The following is an 18,989-nucleotide window of genomic DNA, read 5'->3' as shown; positions in this document are numbered from 1 at the left end:
AAATCATTGTACCAACCGCATATAGGGAAGCGTTATCAAAATCATGACCTGTTCAAGATCTTGTTGTCAAAAATCCTAACTTTTACGCGCTAGCTCCAATAATCCAGTTGTATTCGAAATAACTGCAATCGGCTCATTCATCCAACGGGTACTGACTGACATGTCGTTCCATAGAGGAGCGAAATTCAACCGGCGTACGACCTGTATATTTTTTGAACAACATATGAAAATACTGACGACTGCCTACTCCAACATAGTCAGAGATTTCCGAAATCGGAATATTGGTCTGCTGAAGCAGCATCTTGGCCTTCTCCATTCGAAGCATCGTCAGGTAGTCGGTAGGTGTGCGCTGCGTGTGCTGACGAAAAATACGATGTAAATAGCCTGGATGCAGATTAACGGCTGCCGCAATATCCTTCATCTGAATGTTGCGATCCATATTGTGATGCATGAATTCAATGGTTCGTTTGACGTACAGTTCCGCCTGATCTGGCGCACTCCGGCTCATTTCTCCGCGCAGACGTGCAACACGGACCAGCAATTGGATAAACAGTGTACGCACCAGTATTCCCTGTTCCGGTGACGAGAGATTCCGGGCTTCACGGTAATGTAACCTTTCCTCTGGTGGAATAATCCTCATCGGCACAGTTGATCTTCCCTGCTCCAGTAGACCACGCTGATCGAGTTCTAACACTAGACTTTTCATAATGTGGTACACCTCTTCCGGGTCAGGCAGTACCAGATATGGCGAAGCATTAGCCAATAAAACATGTACTTCTTCCTCTTCTTGCGCGAGCTGACGGATGGATAACTGTCCGGGAGGTGAGCTTGAGAATCCAAACTCCACATTGAGCATCCGGCAAGGGACACCATCTTCCACCAGCAAACGGTGCGGGACACCTGCGTCGAGCATAATGAACTGTCCTTTTTTCAAAACAGCCTGCTCCGAGCCCCCATCCGGCATCTGCACATCCACCCGGCACATTCCCGAAATAATATACATGATCTCTGTGGAATCATGATGGTGATAGGACATACGATAGTTGTCCCACTGCTTGTAATAGTACGCGTAGAAACGCGGCCCGCAGTCCTCCGTTCGCAATGCCTCCTGATACAGGCTTCCTGTCCAGTGCTTCGTAATGCTCATATCCATACCTCCATTCCTACAACGATCGATCCTCACTTTTCTCCATTGTAACAATTCTGTCGGCTGGATATAAACTGTCTTCGTTAGAAGCCTCATTGTATTATTTAATTAGATAAATACTACCGAGCATCTAAACTCCAACGATGTAAAAGAATGACGTAACATAGATGGCTGGGAACAAGCCAAGCTCTGCCCGCAGATCCTTATGTAAAAAAGCTCTGAAACCTCCATGTGCCGAGACACATGGGGATTCCAGAGCTTCTAAGCTTTAATACTAACTCTTAAAAACTGATGCTTCCTTACGTTACAGTCTGATCATGAACACATGTTATGTTGCTATTGTTAGCTATTATTACTCCGGCCTGCTTACTTTCCGCCCTTACCTGGCGTGTAGAACTTAGGCAGCGTCACTTTTGACCAGTCCATATCCGATGCCATGTAGAAGGACGGATAGGACGGCTGATTGTATCCACTGTTCTGTCCGGCAATGCCCACACGATACATCGCATCATGCATGAGCGTGTACAACTTGCGGTCCGTTTTCTCGGTACTCAGATAGATACGAATCGCGGAACTGTCCGTGGTTCTCACCAGCATCTCTTCCCGCCAATCCCCGAAGATATCAGCTACAAGAGAAGGTGTACCTTTGGTGTGATTGTTAGTCAATGTGCCTGTTGCCGTCAGCAACGTGCCACGATTCCAGTCTTTGATGGTTGGTGTAACATCAATCGCACCATCTACGATCTGTGTCGTCATATCTCCAGCCCAACGGATATTCATATTCGTTCCCGGCATTTGATCACTGATTTTCTCACCCTTAGCTGTCCACAAACCTACAGCCCATGTCTCAAGTCCACGACGAGTCGGATCAACATCACCCACCATGCCGCGTCCGGTATCTTTCCCCGTGTACCCACCATAGATTACTTCTCCGGTCTTCGCATCACGCAGGGAATAACCGTATGGCGCCCACGGACCACCCTCGTGAACCATGAAAATCTCCAGTCCCGGACGATCCGGGTCGATATCTGCCACATGAAGTGCGTCGCCATGCCCCAGACGGGCAATGGTTCCCGGCGCAGCACTCTCGGCAGGCATCAGGTCTGTTGAGCTGTACAGCACGCTGCCGTCATGATCAATCGTAGCGGAGCCATAGATAATCTCCTGTTTGCCGTCTCCATCCACATCCGCCACACTGAAATAGTGCGCTCCCTGAGTAGTAATGGAGCCGTACTGCGGATCTGTGCCATCCACACCATGCGGCCCATCATTGAACGGGTTCTTCATCGGCGTCCAACCGCTGTCCACTTTCCATTCCTTTTTCAGTTTCTTGCCGTCCCAATTGTAGGCAACCATCGTTGAACGTGTGTAGTATCCGCGTGCAAAGATTGCAGACGGCTTCTTGCCATCCAAATACGCCACGCCTGCCAGGAAACGGTCCACCCGATTCCCCGGTTCGATCCGTGCCATCGCATAATCGCCCCACATCAGGCCATCATCATGACGCTCAGGTTCATATGGGATGGTCTCCAGCTCTTTGCCCGATTTACCTTCAAATACCGTAACGTACTCGGGTCCATCCACGATAAAACCTTCAAACTTGCGCAGCTCATTGCGGTTACTGCGTTCTACCGCGTACACATCAATGAAGTAGTCGGCCAGACTCTCGGCATCCTGCTGAGATAATGGGTAATTATATTTTTTCTCGATTCCAAAAGCTTCTTCTAATGTCGCAGGCCAGTTCCCCTTCACAACCTCGTCGTGCTTATGCCAGTTTCTGAACATATCCACCATATGATCGTAGTACCCATCAGCACTTAAACGATAATCATCTTCGTTTGAGTACCCTGCCTTGCGATCCTGCTTCGGAAGTGTGATGTACTTCTCGGATGTCACTTTTCCTTTTTTGTTATATTTGATAATCTTCGTGCCCGGAGCGGTCTTGAACATCATCTCGGCCTTGCCATCTCCGTCAAAATCGTAAACTAGCATCTGTGTATAATGAGCACCTGCACGGATATTGACCCCAAGATCGATCCGGTACAACAACTGACCGTCCAAGGTGTAAGCATCAATGTAGGTTTTACCTGTGTACCCTTTTTGCGATACGTCCTTGGCGTTGGAAGGGTCCCATTTGACGAAAAACTCATATTGACCATCCCCGTCCACATCACCCACACTCATGTCATTGGCAGAATACGTATAAGCTTCTCCCGCAGGCGTCACGCCATCAGCGGGTTTTTGCAGTGGAATGTCCACATAGCCGTTCGCCCAAGGTTTGACGGATGCACTGCGTTTGCTCTCCTTGCCCTTCTTGTTCACCGCTGCCACTTCATAACGGGAAGACGATTTACCCGCGGCATCTACATAGTTGGTGCTGTCGGTGACGGTAGCGATCTTTTTGCCATCACGATAGACGTTAAAGTCCGTACCTGTCAGCCCTTTGTCGCTATACCCTGTGGCCTCGTCACCAAGCAATCTCCAACTGAGAAAAACACCTTCAGATGTCGATGCAGCCACCAGTCCCCGATCCAGATATTCCAGTTGAATCTCTTTCACGTGACTGCCCCCCTTATGTGATTGCAGGCCAGCCTCCGTCGCCCCATTACCGTTCGAAGCTTCCGCTCCCGTAACGCCAGCTGTTCCTCCAATGAGCAAAGCTACGCTGAGTGCCGAAGAGAGCACCTTGGCTGCAAGTGGCATACGAGTCTTCTTGCGACCGAATTGCCGACCTGACACCGATCCTTTATGTACCGGCGTTGTTGTTCCTGAGTTCATCTACCTTCACGCTCCTTGAGACAGAATAGGTGACGCTTATACACATTGATGATGATTAGACGTTCGATCATTCGTACAGACCTTCTTCGACGGACCAGACTCACCATAATGATTACGCTTACAAAATTAAAAAAGAGAAATCAGCTTGCCCGACTACCAGAGTGCGGTCCCCCTTCCATTCTCTTTCCAATCCGAGCGAGGGAATCCCGCCCATCGGGTTCTATTATAGACATCCTGTCTGCCAGACCCTAGGCAAATATCCGTCCAAAACGATTAATAATCAGTGTTTTTAGGAGTCGTTTGGAAAATCAACCCGATGACGCTTCAGTCGTAAGGATGATTTAAGCTCACCGCCAAGTTTTTCTAACGAATCTCAAACACCCTATTAGGGCGTTAAACTCCAACAACGAATCCTAACGAATCTCAGCAACCTTATTTGGACCATATCGGGTCTAAACGGGGCAGAATCCACCCAAATTAACTGAATAGCGTGTCTACGATTCGTTAGAATTTTCAAATGCATCAATTCAACTAAATAGCGTGCCCTCTGTTCGTTAGAAAAGAAATAGGGCTGCCCCCTCCCCCTGATCATTTTCATGACCAGAGGACAGCCCAGCTTAATACATTCACTCTCACATCCTAATTACGGATCTTCAAGCGATTCTAAATACATTTTCATGTGAGAACTTCAATCTAAAATGACTCTTGTAATGCATAGCAAAAAACCGCGATCCTCTAACACACTGAGGATCGCGGTTAAGACAGTTACAAATAAAGTTTAAGGCTCCATGCCCCATACCAGGTTTCCACCTTGGTGGAGTGTTACCTTATTCCAATCCTGGTAGGATGTTTTCGTTGGATCGAAAGAGTAGTCATTCGTCTCGTCAAAGTTGGACCAGTCTGTTTTGTACATGCGAAGCTGGATGTCTCCAGTCTGTCCACCAGCCTGAATGCTGCCAGCTGCAGATGTGAAGCTCAGCTCCACATACGAGTCTGTGAAGGTCCGCTGGATATTGGCTCCGCCAACTTGAGCGTAATCGATGGCAGAATCCATCGCAGCCGAACCTTCTTTGGAGAAGTAATACCGGATTTTCAGGTCACTCAGATTCACAGCAGTACTGCCCAGATTTTTGATGTTGAAATATGGTTTGATCTGGCTATCTTGAGCATTGGTATCTCCAGCACGATATTGCACGACAAGATCACTCGTTGGTACAACGACACTTTGAGGTGTCGCGGAAGCTACAGCGGAATTGGCACTTTGCCCTGCTGCATTCACTGCACTTACCACATAATGATACGTTGTGCCGTTCGTCAGGGAAGTGTTGGTGTAGGACGTACCACTCACATTCGTCGCGATCGTTGTGAACGGACCTGTTGCACTCAGCGCGCGTTTCACATCATAACTTGTTGCACCTGTAGAAGCTGTCCACGTCAGGCTCACCTGCGCATTGCCTGCAGTTGCTGTGAGAGCAGTCGGTGCAGCTGGCGCCGTTACACCTGCAACAGGTGTAGCTGTTGCTGTTGCAGAGTTAACACTTTCACCTACTGCATTTGTTGCCGTTACCACATAATAATAGGTTGTACCATTGATCAGGCCGGTGTTGCTGTAAGATGTTCCACTTACATTAGCTGCAACTGTTGTGAATGGACCTGATGCACTCAGTGCCCGCTTCACACTATAACTTGTAGCCCCTGTAGAAGCAGTCCACGTCAAGGAGACTTGAGCGTTACCGGCAGAAGCTGTCAATGCTGCTGGTGCTGCCGGAGCTGTTGTTCCGCCCGGAGGATTGCCTCCACCGTTACTTGCAGGAAGTACAGGGAATGCGTTTTTCACCAGTGCCACGAATTGATCATGGAACCAGTGACCCGATACCGGAGCATTAGGCAATGCACCTGTTAATACACCATCCCGAGTTGTGAAGGTTGGATCACACATCCGGTCAAAACCTTTGCCTTCGTTATTCGGAATTTCGGAGCTGGAGCCATCGGATTCACCCGGAGGTTTCACCCATACATAAGCATCCAGATGCGCTGGTCCTGGTGCAGCCTTAGGTGCTTCACCAATACCTGCGCCACTGGCATTACACCAGTTCCCCCGATGCTCCCGGCGATCTACACGTCCGGAGTTCACATAATCGTTGATGTTGCTGCCCGTAGCAGATGCTGGACGGTCCACCCCGCCCCACCCATTCCGGCTAGTATCAATCAGGAAACCTGTACTGCTTGGCCAGCCAGCTTGTACGAAATCGGCATACAGCGCAGCAGTGAAATCGGTTTCGTCAAAATAAGGATTCCACTCATAAAACTTGGCAGATTTAATCGGTTGTCCACCGATATTGAGATCAGGGTTAGACAGGTTCGGCTCCCCCAGCGGTGTAGTGTTTGCTGTATTTGTAATGAAGCCATCTGCACTGCTCAGACCTGCGGCTGTCCCTTGCACAACACTTGTATACAGCGCGACTGCTGCAGAACGGTTGTTATCCCATCCAAGCCAGCCGGAGTGGCCGATATCCAGATAGTTGTACACATTTGGAATGGCGTGCAGCTTGTCCAATGCATACTTCACACCCGCCTCATAGATACCTGTTGAGCTGGCTTGACCACAAGCTGGTGTACTCAGGTTGGTCACAAGGTTAGGCAGACTGTCCGGTTCAATGACAGCAATAATGCGAATATCCTGATACTTCGGATCTGCGAAGATATCTGCGAGCACATCAATATAATCCGTTTTATAGGTCTGCAGTGCCGCCTGTGTTAGTGGAAGCTCACCATTTGATGCAAGTGCATGACAATCCCGTCCGGGCAGATTGTAAATAACAAATGAAGCGGTGATTGGTGTACCCGGTTTCTTTTGAGCGAGAACGGCATCAAGATGTTGCTCTACACTTTTGCGACCAGCGTTGTCCGTACCGCCATAGATTGCAGCAATCCGGTCAACCCATACTGCGGTTGGATACGATTTGATGGTCTCCATCTTGGCCTTCAACGACGCATCGTTGGTCAGTGCAATGGATGTATCCACGAGAGCTGAATAGTCCTGATTCAGATAGGCCGTTGCCCCTACAAATGGATTATCCACATGTGCTTCAGCCGCCTGAGCCAAGCCTGGAGACAGTCCAGGGAAAATCCCCGCCGCGAGCAGCGTTGCTGCCAACATTTGCTTTACACCTTTGCGCAGGATCTTCTTACCTCTCGATTTGGTTTTCAATTTAGTCTTCATAGTTCCACCTTTCCTTTAGTTAGATTGGGTTGTACTCATGTCTGATCCTCTGTGTCATTATGATGCTTAGCACGAAGAGAACGTTCGGATGAGTTGGTTGTATCACCTCCAAAAGAAATGGTTGTATCACTGGAATCTTGAGCAAACAAATGGTGTGTGAGGGCGAATCATGTGAATGAGTATAATATGGTGGGTGTGGTTGAACGTGTGTTAGACATGAAGAAGTGTGAACAATGACTTATGGGATGTCTGAATCCTAAATCGGGTAAGCGCTTTCTTCAAACGGTTAAAAAAAAGGCCTTCGCCTATCCATCTACAAACATGATGTTCGGTGTCACCTCCTTATGTTCTGATTATACGACATGTAAATTTTACTGTAAATTGAATTATATAAATTTAATTATATTTTTTTCCATAATTCAGGCAGGAATCTGGACATCCCTTGCTCCAAAAGACACACGAGGTCCATCGTGGCAATCTGCCACAATGAACCTCGTGTTTTACAATGCCGAATTAACCGTTCGTCTAGCTAGTCATTACATATAATGTCTTGTTCTTATATTCCTACATCTAAGGCAAAACGACAATATCTCCCGGTTTCAAGCCACTAACTACTTCTGTCTTGTCCCCCGATTCCATTCCAGCCTGGATCGTCAGCGACTCGGTCTGTCCATTGCCTTTGTCTAACAGTACGTAAGGCTCGGTCTGATCCCGCATGATCGCGAGGCTTGACACTACCGTCACTTTATCCTTCCGCATTGTCTCGATATCGCCTTCCAGACTCACGCCTCCATACATTCTGGCGTCAGGCTTCAGATCAATGACCACATCAAACTGTGAAGCTTGCTTGAGGTCCGTATCGGTACTCTTGCGGGCGAATTTGGACACCTTACTCACCTTCCCGGTGAATTGCAGGTCTTTCTGCGCTGTCATTCGCACCTTAACTGGCATGCCCACCTTGAGCCTGAACATTTCTTCCTCACCAACAATCGTCATAAATTTCAGTTTGCTGATGTTTGTAATAGACCCAATCAGCTGTCCTTCCGTCACCGCACGTGTCTTGCTATCCTCTTCATTCATCTGAAATATACCGGAAGCGGAAGCATACACAACAGACTTACTTATAACTGCCTGCTTTTTCTGTATCTCCTTCTCCTTGAGGACCAACGCTTTTTGATTCAATTCATTCGTCAGGCGTTTACCTTCCCGATCTGCAAATGCCTTCTTGCGCTCCTCTTCCGTCACGCCAAGGGACTCACTCATATTCGCCTGATCCAGGGTAACCTGATTCATCTTGTTTTCCAGCTGAGCTTTCTCCAGATCACTCTGCAACTGTTCTACTTCCGTTTGTAACGTGGAAGTATCGAGGCTAAACAGGATATCGCCTTTGCTCACCTGCTCACCACTTTTCACGTGCCACTGCTTGATGTTGGAAGCATACGGAGCGAAGATATCCGTCTGATCGGTGTATACGGATTTCCCTTTCACCTGTATCGTTTGCGTCATCGTTTCCTGTGTCACATCAAAGGTAATCGGGGGTGGAATCTCTATAGGCGCCTCCGGTTTTGGCTTGTACTTTTCATACAGCCAGTACCCTGCACCTGCCAAAAGTACAACGGTGATGATAATTTTAATCCATTTCTTCATGTGCCCAATTTCCCTTTCGCTGATAAAATTACATTGATTTGATCACAGTTAATGCATTGGTCCGAGATGCGCTGATTGCCGGATATATACCTGATACAATGCCAACTAGCACAGCAAAAACGATGCCAAGTGGCAGAGCCGACTGCTGAATAACGACGGTCATCGGACCATTCATCTGATCTGCCATCTGACTCGCCAGCAGACTGTTCACCCCGCCGAGGGCAGCAAAGGCGATCCCCACACCAGCCACGCCGCCCATTAATCCAAGCATCGCTGCTTCCGTAATAAACATCTGACGGATCTGCCACAGATTTGCGCCCAGCACCTTCATCACACCAATCTGTTTACGACGCTGATGCGTAGACATAATCATCGCTACAATAATGGATAATGAGGCCAGCAGCATGATAAAACCACCGATCCCCAATGCCGCTTTTTGGTACATCGCCAATTGACCTGCCATCGCTTCCTCTTGGAACAGATTACTCTGTGTGTTTAACGTCAGCTTTTTAATCTGTTCTTCCACCTGGGATACATAACGTTTATCCTCAACCTTGACCAGAGCCGAGTTAAGATGCTTGGCCGCACTGCTGTCGGCCTGCTGTAATCCAAGCTCATCCTGCAATGCACGAGCTGTATCGAGCGGCAGATATACTTTTTTATCGTTTTGAGCGCTCATCTCATCCATGTTGGAAGGCTTCGTCAACTCTCCAGACACACGTATAGAACCACTCATTTTGGTTTTGCTCGCATTCGCATAATCTTCATATCGGAACTGAACCAGCTGCTGAACCAACTGATCCTGCTTCGCTGACATTTCCGTAAACTGCTCCAAAAGCTCGTTGTTATATGGATCAGCATTCAACTGCTCGAATAACTTCTGAGTTACTTTGGGGTCCACGAGTCCAAATGCAGCCCCATAACTGGTTACCGCCATACGACCATCCTCTGCCCCACGTCCCTCAGCATACTTGTATCCAAACCCGCCCAGGGTCTCCAGCTGGGTACCAATGACCTCAACATACGTGCTGCGACCATCCGGAAGCACCATTTCCAGCGAATCCAGCTTTAACATGGGAGCCACGGCAACAACATGAGGAAGTCTTTGGATAATCTGAATCTTTTCCAACGTCAATGCTCCCCGTTCAAACTTCGATGTCTGACCATTCCCCTTGCCGTTGCCGGTACGAATGCCCTCATTAGGCGTAATCGTAATTTCATCCATCTTGTAATTGTCGTTCAATGTTTTCTCGCTATAGGTCTGTACAGACTGCCCCACACTAAGTGCAATGATCATGGCGGCAGAGCCGATGGACAGCCCCATCATGCACAGCAGTGTGACCATTTTTCTGCGAATGATCTGTCCCCAGGCCATACGTGCTACATCCCGTATTCTCACATTTCCTCTCCTTTTGCCTCAAACTTCCCTTACAGCCTCTTCAACCAATATTCCATGTTGCAGTGTAAGCACAACTTGCATCTGCTCCGCGACCTCTGCTTCATGTGTCACAATGACAAAGGTTGTATTCATATCCCGGTTAAGCTGTTGCAAAATCGCAATAATCTCTTCCTCCGTCTCGGTATCCAAATTTCCCGTTGGCTCATCTGCAAAGATCACCGAGGGTTCGGTAATGAGCGAGCGTGCAATACTGACACGTTGTTGTTGACCGCCCGACAACTGGGACGGGAACAATTTTGTTTTTTCACCCAGTCCAACCTGTTCCAGCAGCTTCAATGCTTTTGCTTTGCGTTTCGAAGGACTTATCCCCATAAACACCAAGGGTAATTCTACATTTTCCCGGATCGTAAGATTGGACAGCAATTCATAGGATTGAAAAATAAACCCGATATGACTGCGCCTGAACTCAGCCAGGCGATTTTCACTGAAACGTACAATATCTTGTCCCGCAATTAGAATCTTGCCCTGATCCGGTTTCATCAGCCCCGCCATCAGATTCAGCAGTGTGGATTTACCCGAACCAGAACTGCCCAGCAGGGCTACCATCTTGCCTTCTCCAATCGTCAGGTTGATATCCTGAAGCACCGGCACGGTTCCCTGGCCATTGCGGAACGAATGGGATAATTGTTCAACTTGAAGCATTACTACATGTCTTCCTTTCTACTTGCTAAATATGTACAGAGATTGTTACGTAAAGATTCGCGTAGCACATTCCCTTATCATTATAGGGTGGAGATGTATCCGGGCTGGCCCGAGTTGTATCCAACTTGTAACATGTCATAACAAAAAAAGACCTTGTCCACAGAGCAGCTATCGCTCCATCAGACCAAGGTCTTATATTCGTATACCTTCCGCAGCTTACCAGGCTCTGAAACTAAAGCGGTACATTTCACTTTTATCCACTGAGCTGCTTACAGCAAATAATTCATCGTCATTCCATTTCAGACTGATGAAGTTATCAATATTGCGATAGATCACCGTATCCGACGAAATCTTGCTGTCATTCAGGTAGGCAACATGCAACTCATTCTTCTGATTCTGACTGTCCATCGGGAAAAAGTAAGCTATTCGGGATTCATCTGCATCCAGATCGAAGCTCCAGATGGAACCTTGTAATACCAAATCATACTGCTCCTCCGATGCGTGATACCGATACAGCCCCTGAACCTTATTCATCGTTCCCTGGATGAGCATGTCACCATTTTTCAGCAACTTGTACTGTTGGATGTCTTCCATTGCAGCATACGCCTTCACTTCATGCTCATCCTCAAGCGATACACGATAGATGGCATACTTGTCTTTCAGCATCACCAGTATATAAAACTGTTGGTGATCCTCACTGACCTGCAACACATCCATAACGATAAACGTATCACTCGAACCTTTCCCTTGTTTTGGTCCTGTGAACATGCTCATCAGCTCTTCATACGTGTAGATGACATGACTCGTCCCCTGGCTCAGATCAACTTGTTTAAATAACAGATCATCCTGACCGATGTAGGATTCGTTCCCTACAAACACTCGATAATACGAGTTGTCGTACGGAAGCTTGCGACGTTCCCCGCTCTGTATTATATACTCATACGTTGTCTTCTGCGTCTGACCTGCCCGATACTGGGAGTAAATGATTTTCTTGTGATCCGGGCTGATCGTTACACCGTAATCCGTATTAGCCGCAATGTTCTTCACTTCCTTATCATCCAGATGCAGGAGAGACAACTTGAGCCCTGAATAGGAAAATTCCGGCTGATTTAATATAATCGTGTTCCGGTCTACCACTTTAAAATCAAAGATCGCAAAGTCATTTGGAATCTTGGTAGCCGACTCGATCTGAATCGTACTGCTCGGTGGTGGTGCCAGACGGCTGTTGAACTGCTCACTTGGCAAAATCACCGTTCTTGGTTTGAGATTTCCGAGACTGAACAGGCTCCCAATCCCAAAAATCCCGCTGACAAATGCGATCAACAACCCTGACAGCATCAATCTGTCACGGTTTTTACGCCAAAATCCAGAATGTCTCATGCGTTCATTTCCCCCGGAAGACTGATATTCACTTGTGTCCCTTCCCGCATGATGCTCTTCATCTCCACTGTTCCTCCATGACGCTCAACGATGTTCTTCACAATAGATAAACCCAGCCCGGCACTGCCTTTCTCGGCCCTGTTGATTCCTTTATCCTGGTAAAAGGGTTCAAATACATGTTGGAGCGCTTCAGCACCGATTCCTTCCCCCTGATCACGGATCATAATAGCGATAGAATCACCTAACCGGAAGGATTGTACTTCGATAATGGAGTTCACATCACTGTACTTGACCGAATTATCCAGGATGTTGAGGAAGACCTCTTTCAACTTATCCCGATCTCCCTGTAAATACTGATGTTCCTCTAGCTCATAGTGAATGCCTATATTGTACTTGCTCGCCTTAATCGACATGTCCTCACAAGCTTCACGAATAATATCTGATATATCGATACGTTCGAACCGGTATGCCTGAATGACCGCAGAGGAGACCGAGACCTCCAGAATATCCGCAACCATCGTGTTGAGACGCTGGCTTTCCTTGATGATATAATTCATGCCCTTGTCAAAAAAGTCCTGGTCGGTAAATCCGTTATCCCGCAAAATCTGGGCGTATCCCAGAATCGTCGTTAAGGGTGTCTTCAACTCATGTGTCACATTGTCAAAAAAGACTTTGCTTCTGGCCTGTACTTGCTTCACTTCGTCCCGCTCTCGCTCAATCACATCAATCTGCTCCCGAACCCGATCAATCATGACGGTAAAGCTTGAAGCCAGTTCACCGATCTCATCCTTGGTTGTAATCTGAATGTCCGCATTCAAACTTCCTTGGGCCACTTCCGCAGAACGTTTTGTCAGTACACGGATGGGTTGTGTAATTTTCCGGGAAATAAAGATGGATGCGATAAATACAAATACGAAAATAACCGCTGCAAACAGCTTGATCGTATTTTGAAAACGAAGGTTGCGTTTGAACAATTCCGTGTAATCCTTCTTCATCTGTACGATTCCAATCAATTGTTGATCCATCTGGAGAGGGAAGGACAGACTGGCTGTGACCCGACCCTTATCCACAACTGTGGTGTAAGCAATCCGGGAATGTACGGCTTCCTCCACATCAGGATGGTCAGACCGCTTAGCAACGTTAACCTCGCTGCCAACAGATTCGTATGGCGAAGCATCGGGGCCATATACTACAATCTCCCCACCAACGGCTGATCCAATCTGCTCCGCGAGCTCGCGACTCCCTGCTTCGAGCGAGTCTCTGCTCATGCGTTTGTTATGTATCAGGAAGTACTGATTCAGCGCGATGTCCAGATTTCTTTTGGATTGCACCATATCCTCATGCACTTCCCGGTACATATTCTCCTGAGCTACCTTATTGGACAGAATCAGCAGGACGGAGAACCCGATAAAGACAATGACCGAGAATAACACCACCATTTTGAACTGGATCGTCCACTTCATGTCTGTACCTGAATATTCAGCTTGTACCCCACACCGAATACCGTTTCAATCATCGATATTCCTTGCACACCACTATCCAGTTTCTTGCGAATCCGTTGCACATGAATATCCACCGTTCGGGTATCCCCTGCAAAATCAAATCCCCATACCTTGTCCAGTAGTTCAGAACGTGTATGCACCTTACGATGATGGGTCACGAGAAATAACAACAGATCATACTCTTTATTCGTGAGTCCGGCCCGTTCCCCGTCTTTCCACACTTCCCGTTCATCCTTGCGGATCTCAATATGCTTGCCCAGCCTTACCACCTCATAGGATTGATTCTCCAGTGTCTCGCTGATCAGATCAATCCGGCGAAAAATCGCCCGAATGCGCGCAACCACCTCACGGATATCAAAAGGCTTCGTGATATAATCATCCGCCCCAAGCTCCATGCCAAGTACCTTGTCCAGCATGTCCGACTTCGCAGTGATCATGATGACAGGTATCTTGGAGTTCACAGATAGTTGCCTGCACACATCAAAACCGCTCATATCCGGCAGCATCAGATCCAGCAGGATCAGATCCGGCTTCGAATCCCGAAGCAGATCCAGCCCCTCTTTTCCCGTAGCTGCTTCCTTGATCTCAAATCCTTCCTTACGTAACGAATAGGACAAAATATCGCGAATGGACTCCTCGTCCTCAATAATTAAAATCTCTTTTTGTCTCATGATACTTTCGTAATCTCCCTGCTCTATGAATTTCCTTCATCTGCCTTTATTTTGTATCCCAAGCGGTATGCTTGAATAGAGGGAAGCACGAAATGTTACAACTCCGATACAACTCTGAACCTTTTGGAAACAACCACCCGATATACTTGGATCATAAAGAGACTCATACCAGACCGGACCGAAGCCTGATCTGTATCCAAGGGGGATTCACATCATATGAACAGCACACAAATTAATGATGCTTATGTCAACTATAAATCAGAAATCACAAGGTATCTATCCCATATCGTCAAACAACCGCAAGATGCAGAAGATTTGGCACAGGATTGTTTCATTCGACTAATGAACGTTACCGTGGATATCCCTGAAGATCGCATTCTCTATTATCTCAAACGCATTGCCCGTAACCTGGCGATGGACAGCTTCCGCAGGCGAACCCGTACACTCAGACGAGACAGTCGTCTGGAGGTACCTACCCATCACGTCGATACATCCCACCTTGAAATTAGCGAAGGTGTTCATGATCTTGTTTCCCATATTAACAACACCGAACATCGTAAAATATTAGAACTTCGCCTCATCCATGGATACTCCATTAAGGAAACGGCAGAGCTGGTGAATCGCAGTGAAGGCATGATTAAATCCTCTGTCTTCCATGCCGTCAATCGAATTCGGGCCAAAGTCATCTCATAAGAGATGGCTTTTTTATTTGCGTAAAATCAATATGCACGCAGAAATGAATGGATTATGACGGGACCAAAATACCTATGGATATGTCAAAAGACCCAATTTTACAAATATCGAGTTAATTTTTACAAATTGTTATGACTATGTGAGATTTTCATGTGGTAGAATATGGACGAACTCATGAATCAACTAATATTTGGGAGGGATTTGGTTGGGTAAATTAACAGGTATGCGAGGAGTATTTTTAAAATCACTCCTGGCATTGTCCATGGCTTTGCCGCTTCAGGTCGGATTATGGAACGGAGATGCATCGGTTCATGCGGAAGGACCGACAGACCCGGCACCGTTCATCCAGGCAAAGGTTGTGAACCAAAATGCAGGTAAAAAAGTATTGTTCGACAACTCTCACGGCCAAACGGCTGGAGCTGCAGACTGGGTCATTGATGGAGGTTTCTCCGACTTCGGGAATGCACTCGCGAATGATGGTTACTATGTCAAAGAACTTCGCAAGACAACTCCATTTACCTATGATGATCTGAAAGAGTATAACGTATTCGTTATTGCAGAGCCTCAAATTCCTTTCAAAACATCCGAACAAGCAGCACTGAAACAATATGTTGAAACGGGCGGTAGCATCTTCTTTGTTGGAGATCACTATAATGCAGACCGTAATAAAAACCGCTGGGATGGCTCTGAAGTCATCAACGGCTATCGTCGGGGAGCATTCGAAGATCCGGCCAAAGGTATGAGCACCGATGAGCGTAATTCTGAAGCGATGCAAAATGTAACCGGCTCGGACTGGTTGTCCGATAACTTCGGCGTACGTTTCCGCTATAACGCACTTGGCGATATCAACGCCAATATCGTTGTACCGGCAGATCAAGCCTTCGGCATCACAGAAGGCGTATCGGCTGTAGCCATGCACGCCGGTTCAACACTTGCAATCACCGATCCGGAAAAGGCAAAAGGTATTGTGTACCTGCCAAAAACCAACGCAAAATGGAATAACGCGGTAGACCAAGGTGTCTACAACGGCGGCGGGATTGAAGAAGGTCCTTACGTGGCTGTATCCAAGCTGGGCGCAGGTAAAGCTGCCTTCATCGGTGACTCCTCTCCAGTAGAAGATGCATCACCAAAATACTTGCGTGAAGAGACAGGCACACGCAAAACAACTTATGACGGTTTTAAAGAAGCCGATGATGCCGTGTTGCTCGTGAACACCGTAAACTGGCTTGCTACACAAGAGAACTACACAAGCCTAACTGAAGTGAACGGACTTGAACTGGACACAGCTACAGCGCTGCTGCCATTCGAAGAGCCGGCTGCTTCCACAGAACCACAAGCTGAACCTTGGTCCGCACCTGCTGCCGGATACAAGTGGTACGATCGTTCCACATTCAAAGCTGGTTCTTACGGTGGGCCTGCATCCAGTGCGAACGCTGCATACAGCTTCGTGAAACAGGATACCCTTCCGAATGCAGAAGACTTCCAGATTCGTGTAGTTGTGGAGAACATGGCTCCCAACACAACCGTATCCGGTTATAGTGCCGGTATCTATCTGACTGGTGGAACACAGGTCGCCATGATTCAGAATGAAAGTGGTACTTGGCCAACTTCGTACGGGTATAGCTCCACATTCAGTGTAACCTCGGACAGCCAAGGTCGCGGAATCAAAGATCTGAACGTCCGGATCAAACCAGGTACAACTGGCGCTGCGAGCTTGCGTCTGCGTCTGAATGGCAGCAACCTGATCACCAATGCCGTGACTGTTGGCAATGTGCCAGCAGAACAGCTTCCGGAAGAAGAAGGACCGATTCCAGCGGCTATCACCGTTGCTGAAGCACGTACCAAAGCTGTTGGTACTACCGTAACTATCGAAGGTGTTGTGACGACAGAGCCAGGTGCATTTGGTGGACAAGCCTTCTATCTTCAAGATGAAACTGCCGGAATCTACGTATTCCAGCATACTAGCGGCTTCCATGCAGGTGACAAGGTGAAAGTAACGGCAGCAACAACCATCTATAACAGCGAGTTCGAGCTTACCGACATCGTTGCGATTGAGAAAACAGGTACGGCTTCTGTACCTGCTCCAATCGAGGTTACTGCAATTACAGATGCGAACCAAGGTCAACTGGTTCAATTGAAAAATGTAACGATTGAGAATATCATCAGTGCTACACCAGTTGGATCTTTTGAATTCGACGCGGTAGCAGCAGATGGAACGAGCACACACATCCGTGTAGACACCCGTACAGGTGTGACGGAGACTTCCTTCCCTTATGCTGCTGGTGACAAAATCGATATCACAGGCGTTTCCGCTATTTTCAAAGATGTATATCAATTGAAACCTAGAAGCTTGAATGATTTTGTACCTGCTGAAGAGCAAGGTGGCGGCGAAGTGCCTTCCACTCCAGCTGCAGGAGCACCGGGTAAACCGGTGCTTTCTTCTGATAATGGATATACCTCTGGCCTGTTCGAAGGTTCGTACAACGTAAGCATGAACCTCTGGTGGGGCGAAAATGGTTCTGAGTACAAACTGTATGAGAATGGCGTTCTGATCGATACGCAGAAGTTGACTGCAGCTTCGCCATCGGCTCAGTCCTCCAAAACCGCCATTACAGGCAAAGCCAACGGCACGTATACTTATGTAGCTGAGCTGACCAATGACAAAGGCACAACACGCAGTGACGTGCTGACGGTACAAGTAACCAATGCTGCTCCAGGCAAAGCTACGTTGTCCCAAAACAACTGGGATGGTGACGGCAACTATAACGTATCCATGAACCTCTGGTGGGGTACAAACGCAACCGAGTACCGTCTCTATGAGAATGATGTATTGATTGATACACAAGCGTTGAACGCGGCAACACCAGCTTCCCAAAGTGCTACAACTGAATTGTCGGGTCGCGCTAACGGAACGTACACGTACCGTGCTGAGCTGATCAACGCCGCAGGTGTAACCAGCACCGAGACAATTACGGTTCAAGTTACTAAAGCATTGCCTTTGGCTAGCTAAGTCTCAGCTAAGAAGCCTAACGTTTAACCAAGCAACTAAAAAACCGAAACCAACATTCCCTGATTCACAGGGCAACATGGTTTCGGTTTTTTTTTGGCTGAGTACAGTTGGACATTTTCCAGAAAGCAGACATTGAACCACTGTCCAGAAAGTAGATACTGGACCTCTGGCAAGAAAGTAGATACTGGACCTCTGGCAAGAAAGTAGATATCGGACCTCTGACAAGAAAGTACTCACTTACACTAAGGGCTCTCCTAGTCGTTTCACTTTCCTAATGCTAACGAACCTGACAGACCTTATTCGGCCATTTGGGCCGAATTTTAAAATCTAACGAACCTCAGCATCGCTATTTAACTACATTTCAGTTGCCAAAGGGTTAAATCGGGCAAAACGCAACAAATAGCGCCACTACGATTCGTTAGAATTCCAGTGATGCCTTATAAGGCTAAATAGGGCCTCTCAGGTTCCTTAGCCCAGCTCCTGCAAGTTTACATTTTCTAAATACCTTAACAACGATATAGAACCCTGGTGGTTCATTTCAAACGTTCTGGCTCATATCCATTTCTAACAAATAGAATGCTGTTCCATACAGCACAATAAACGGCCACGGCGATGACACTAATGACAAAAATCAAGTTCATCTGTGTAAACGTATAACTGCTTCCCGTGAAAATGATCAGGATTGCACTGAGTCCAATATTTTCTCTGTTATGTTTTTTAAACTTCTGAAAGATCATTCTGTACAGCAATATCAATACCATAAATACAATCCATATAAAATAAAATATTTCCATAGGTCACCTTCCTTTCGAAAAACTCATTTCTTGTATGGGTATC

General features: G+C 47.2%; 12 protein-coding genes. 2 read left to right on the top strand and 10 right to left on the bottom strand.

The genetic code is table 11. From position 1 onward, the window contains the following. Positions 1-133: 133 nt before the first annotated feature. From V6668_RS05395 to V6668_RS05355, 9 genes are all read right to left on the bottom strand, one after another. Positions 134-1,147, bottom strand: a complete 1,014-nt coding sequence (locus V6668_RS05395) for an AraC family transcriptional regulator (RefSeq protein WP_338707883.1) — start codon at positions 1,145-1,147, stop codon at positions 134-136. A gap of 366 nt (positions 1,148-1,513) precedes the next feature. Next, a complete protein-coding gene (locus V6668_RS05390; protein ID WP_076329479.1) occupies positions 1,514-3,850 on the bottom strand; it encodes a rhamnogalacturonan lyase in 2,337 nt (778 codons plus the stop codon). A gap of 853 nt (positions 3,851-4,703) precedes the next feature. After that, positions 4,704-7,148, bottom strand: coding sequence for a glycoside hydrolase family 6 protein (locus V6668_RS05385; RefSeq protein WP_179086583.1), 2,445 nt, complete (start codon positions 7,146-7,148; stop codon positions 4,704-4,706). Positions 7,149-7,718: 570 nt separating this feature from the next. Then, positions 7,719-8,795, bottom strand: a complete 1,077-nt coding sequence (locus V6668_RS05380) for an efflux RND transporter periplasmic adaptor subunit (protein ID WP_076329418.1) — start codon at positions 8,793-8,795, stop codon at positions 7,719-7,721. Positions 8,796-8,823: 28 nt separating this feature from the next. Further along, the gene (locus V6668_RS05375) at positions 8,824-10,194 is read right to left on the bottom strand and encodes an ABC transporter permease (RefSeq protein WP_083677543.1); all 1,371 of its coding nucleotides are present in this window, start codon (positions 10,192-10,194) and stop codon (positions 8,824-8,826) included. 18 nt (positions 10,195-10,212) lie between these two features. After that, positions 10,213-10,896 carry an ABC transporter ATP-binding protein gene (locus V6668_RS05370; protein WP_036606319.1) on the bottom strand — a complete coding sequence of 228 codons (684 nt, stop codon included), beginning with the start codon at positions 10,894-10,896 and terminating at the stop codon, positions 10,213-10,215. A gap of 216 nt (positions 10,897-11,112) precedes the next feature. After that, the gene (locus V6668_RS05365; protein WP_338707882.1) at positions 11,113-12,276 is read right to left on the bottom strand and encodes a hypothetical protein; all 1,164 of its coding nucleotides are present in this window, start codon (positions 12,274-12,276) and stop codon (positions 11,113-11,115) included. Beyond that, positions 12,273-13,739 (bottom strand): sensor histidine kinase, encoded by a 1,467-nt coding sequence (locus V6668_RS05360; protein ID WP_076319400.1) that lies wholly within the window; start codon positions 13,737-13,739, stop codon positions 12,273-12,275. Before V6668_RS05360 ends, V6668_RS05365 begins: the two co-directional genes overlap by 4 nt. After that, complete coding sequence (locus V6668_RS05355; protein ID WP_036606313.1) at positions 13,736-14,449, bottom strand: response regulator transcription factor; 714 nt, start codon at positions 14,447-14,449, stop codon at positions 13,736-13,738. The genes V6668_RS05360 and V6668_RS05355 overlap by 4 nt, the downstream gene beginning before the upstream one ends. A gap of 216 nt (positions 14,450-14,665) precedes the next feature. Here V6668_RS05355 and V6668_RS05350 point away from each other — a divergent pair, with 216 nt between their 5' ends. Next, positions 14,666-15,142, top strand: a complete 477-nt coding sequence (locus V6668_RS05350; RefSeq protein WP_076253376.1) for an RNA polymerase sigma factor — start codon at positions 14,666-14,668, stop codon at positions 15,140-15,142. A gap of 223 nt (positions 15,143-15,365) precedes the next feature. Next, the gene (locus V6668_RS05345; RefSeq protein ID WP_422395268.1) at positions 15,366-18,152 is read left to right on the top strand and encodes a DUF5689 domain-containing protein; all 2,787 of its coding nucleotides are present in this window, start codon (positions 15,366-15,368) and stop codon (positions 18,150-18,152) included. 533 nt (positions 18,153-18,685) lie between these two features. Here the strand turns inward: V6668_RS05345 and V6668_RS05340 are convergent. Next, complete coding sequence (locus V6668_RS05340; protein WP_076253377.1) at positions 18,686-18,946, bottom strand: hypothetical protein; 261 nt, start codon at positions 18,944-18,946, stop codon at positions 18,686-18,688. Between the last annotated feature and the right edge of the window lie 43 nt (positions 18,947-18,989).

It is taken from the genome of Paenibacillus amylolyticus (assembly GCF_036894225.1).
GTDB lineage: Bacteria > Bacillota > Bacilli > Paenibacillales > Paenibacillaceae > Paenibacillus > Paenibacillus amylolyticus.
Note: the sequence above shows the minus strand (reverse complement) of the source record. Positions and strands in the feature narration are given on the sequence as shown.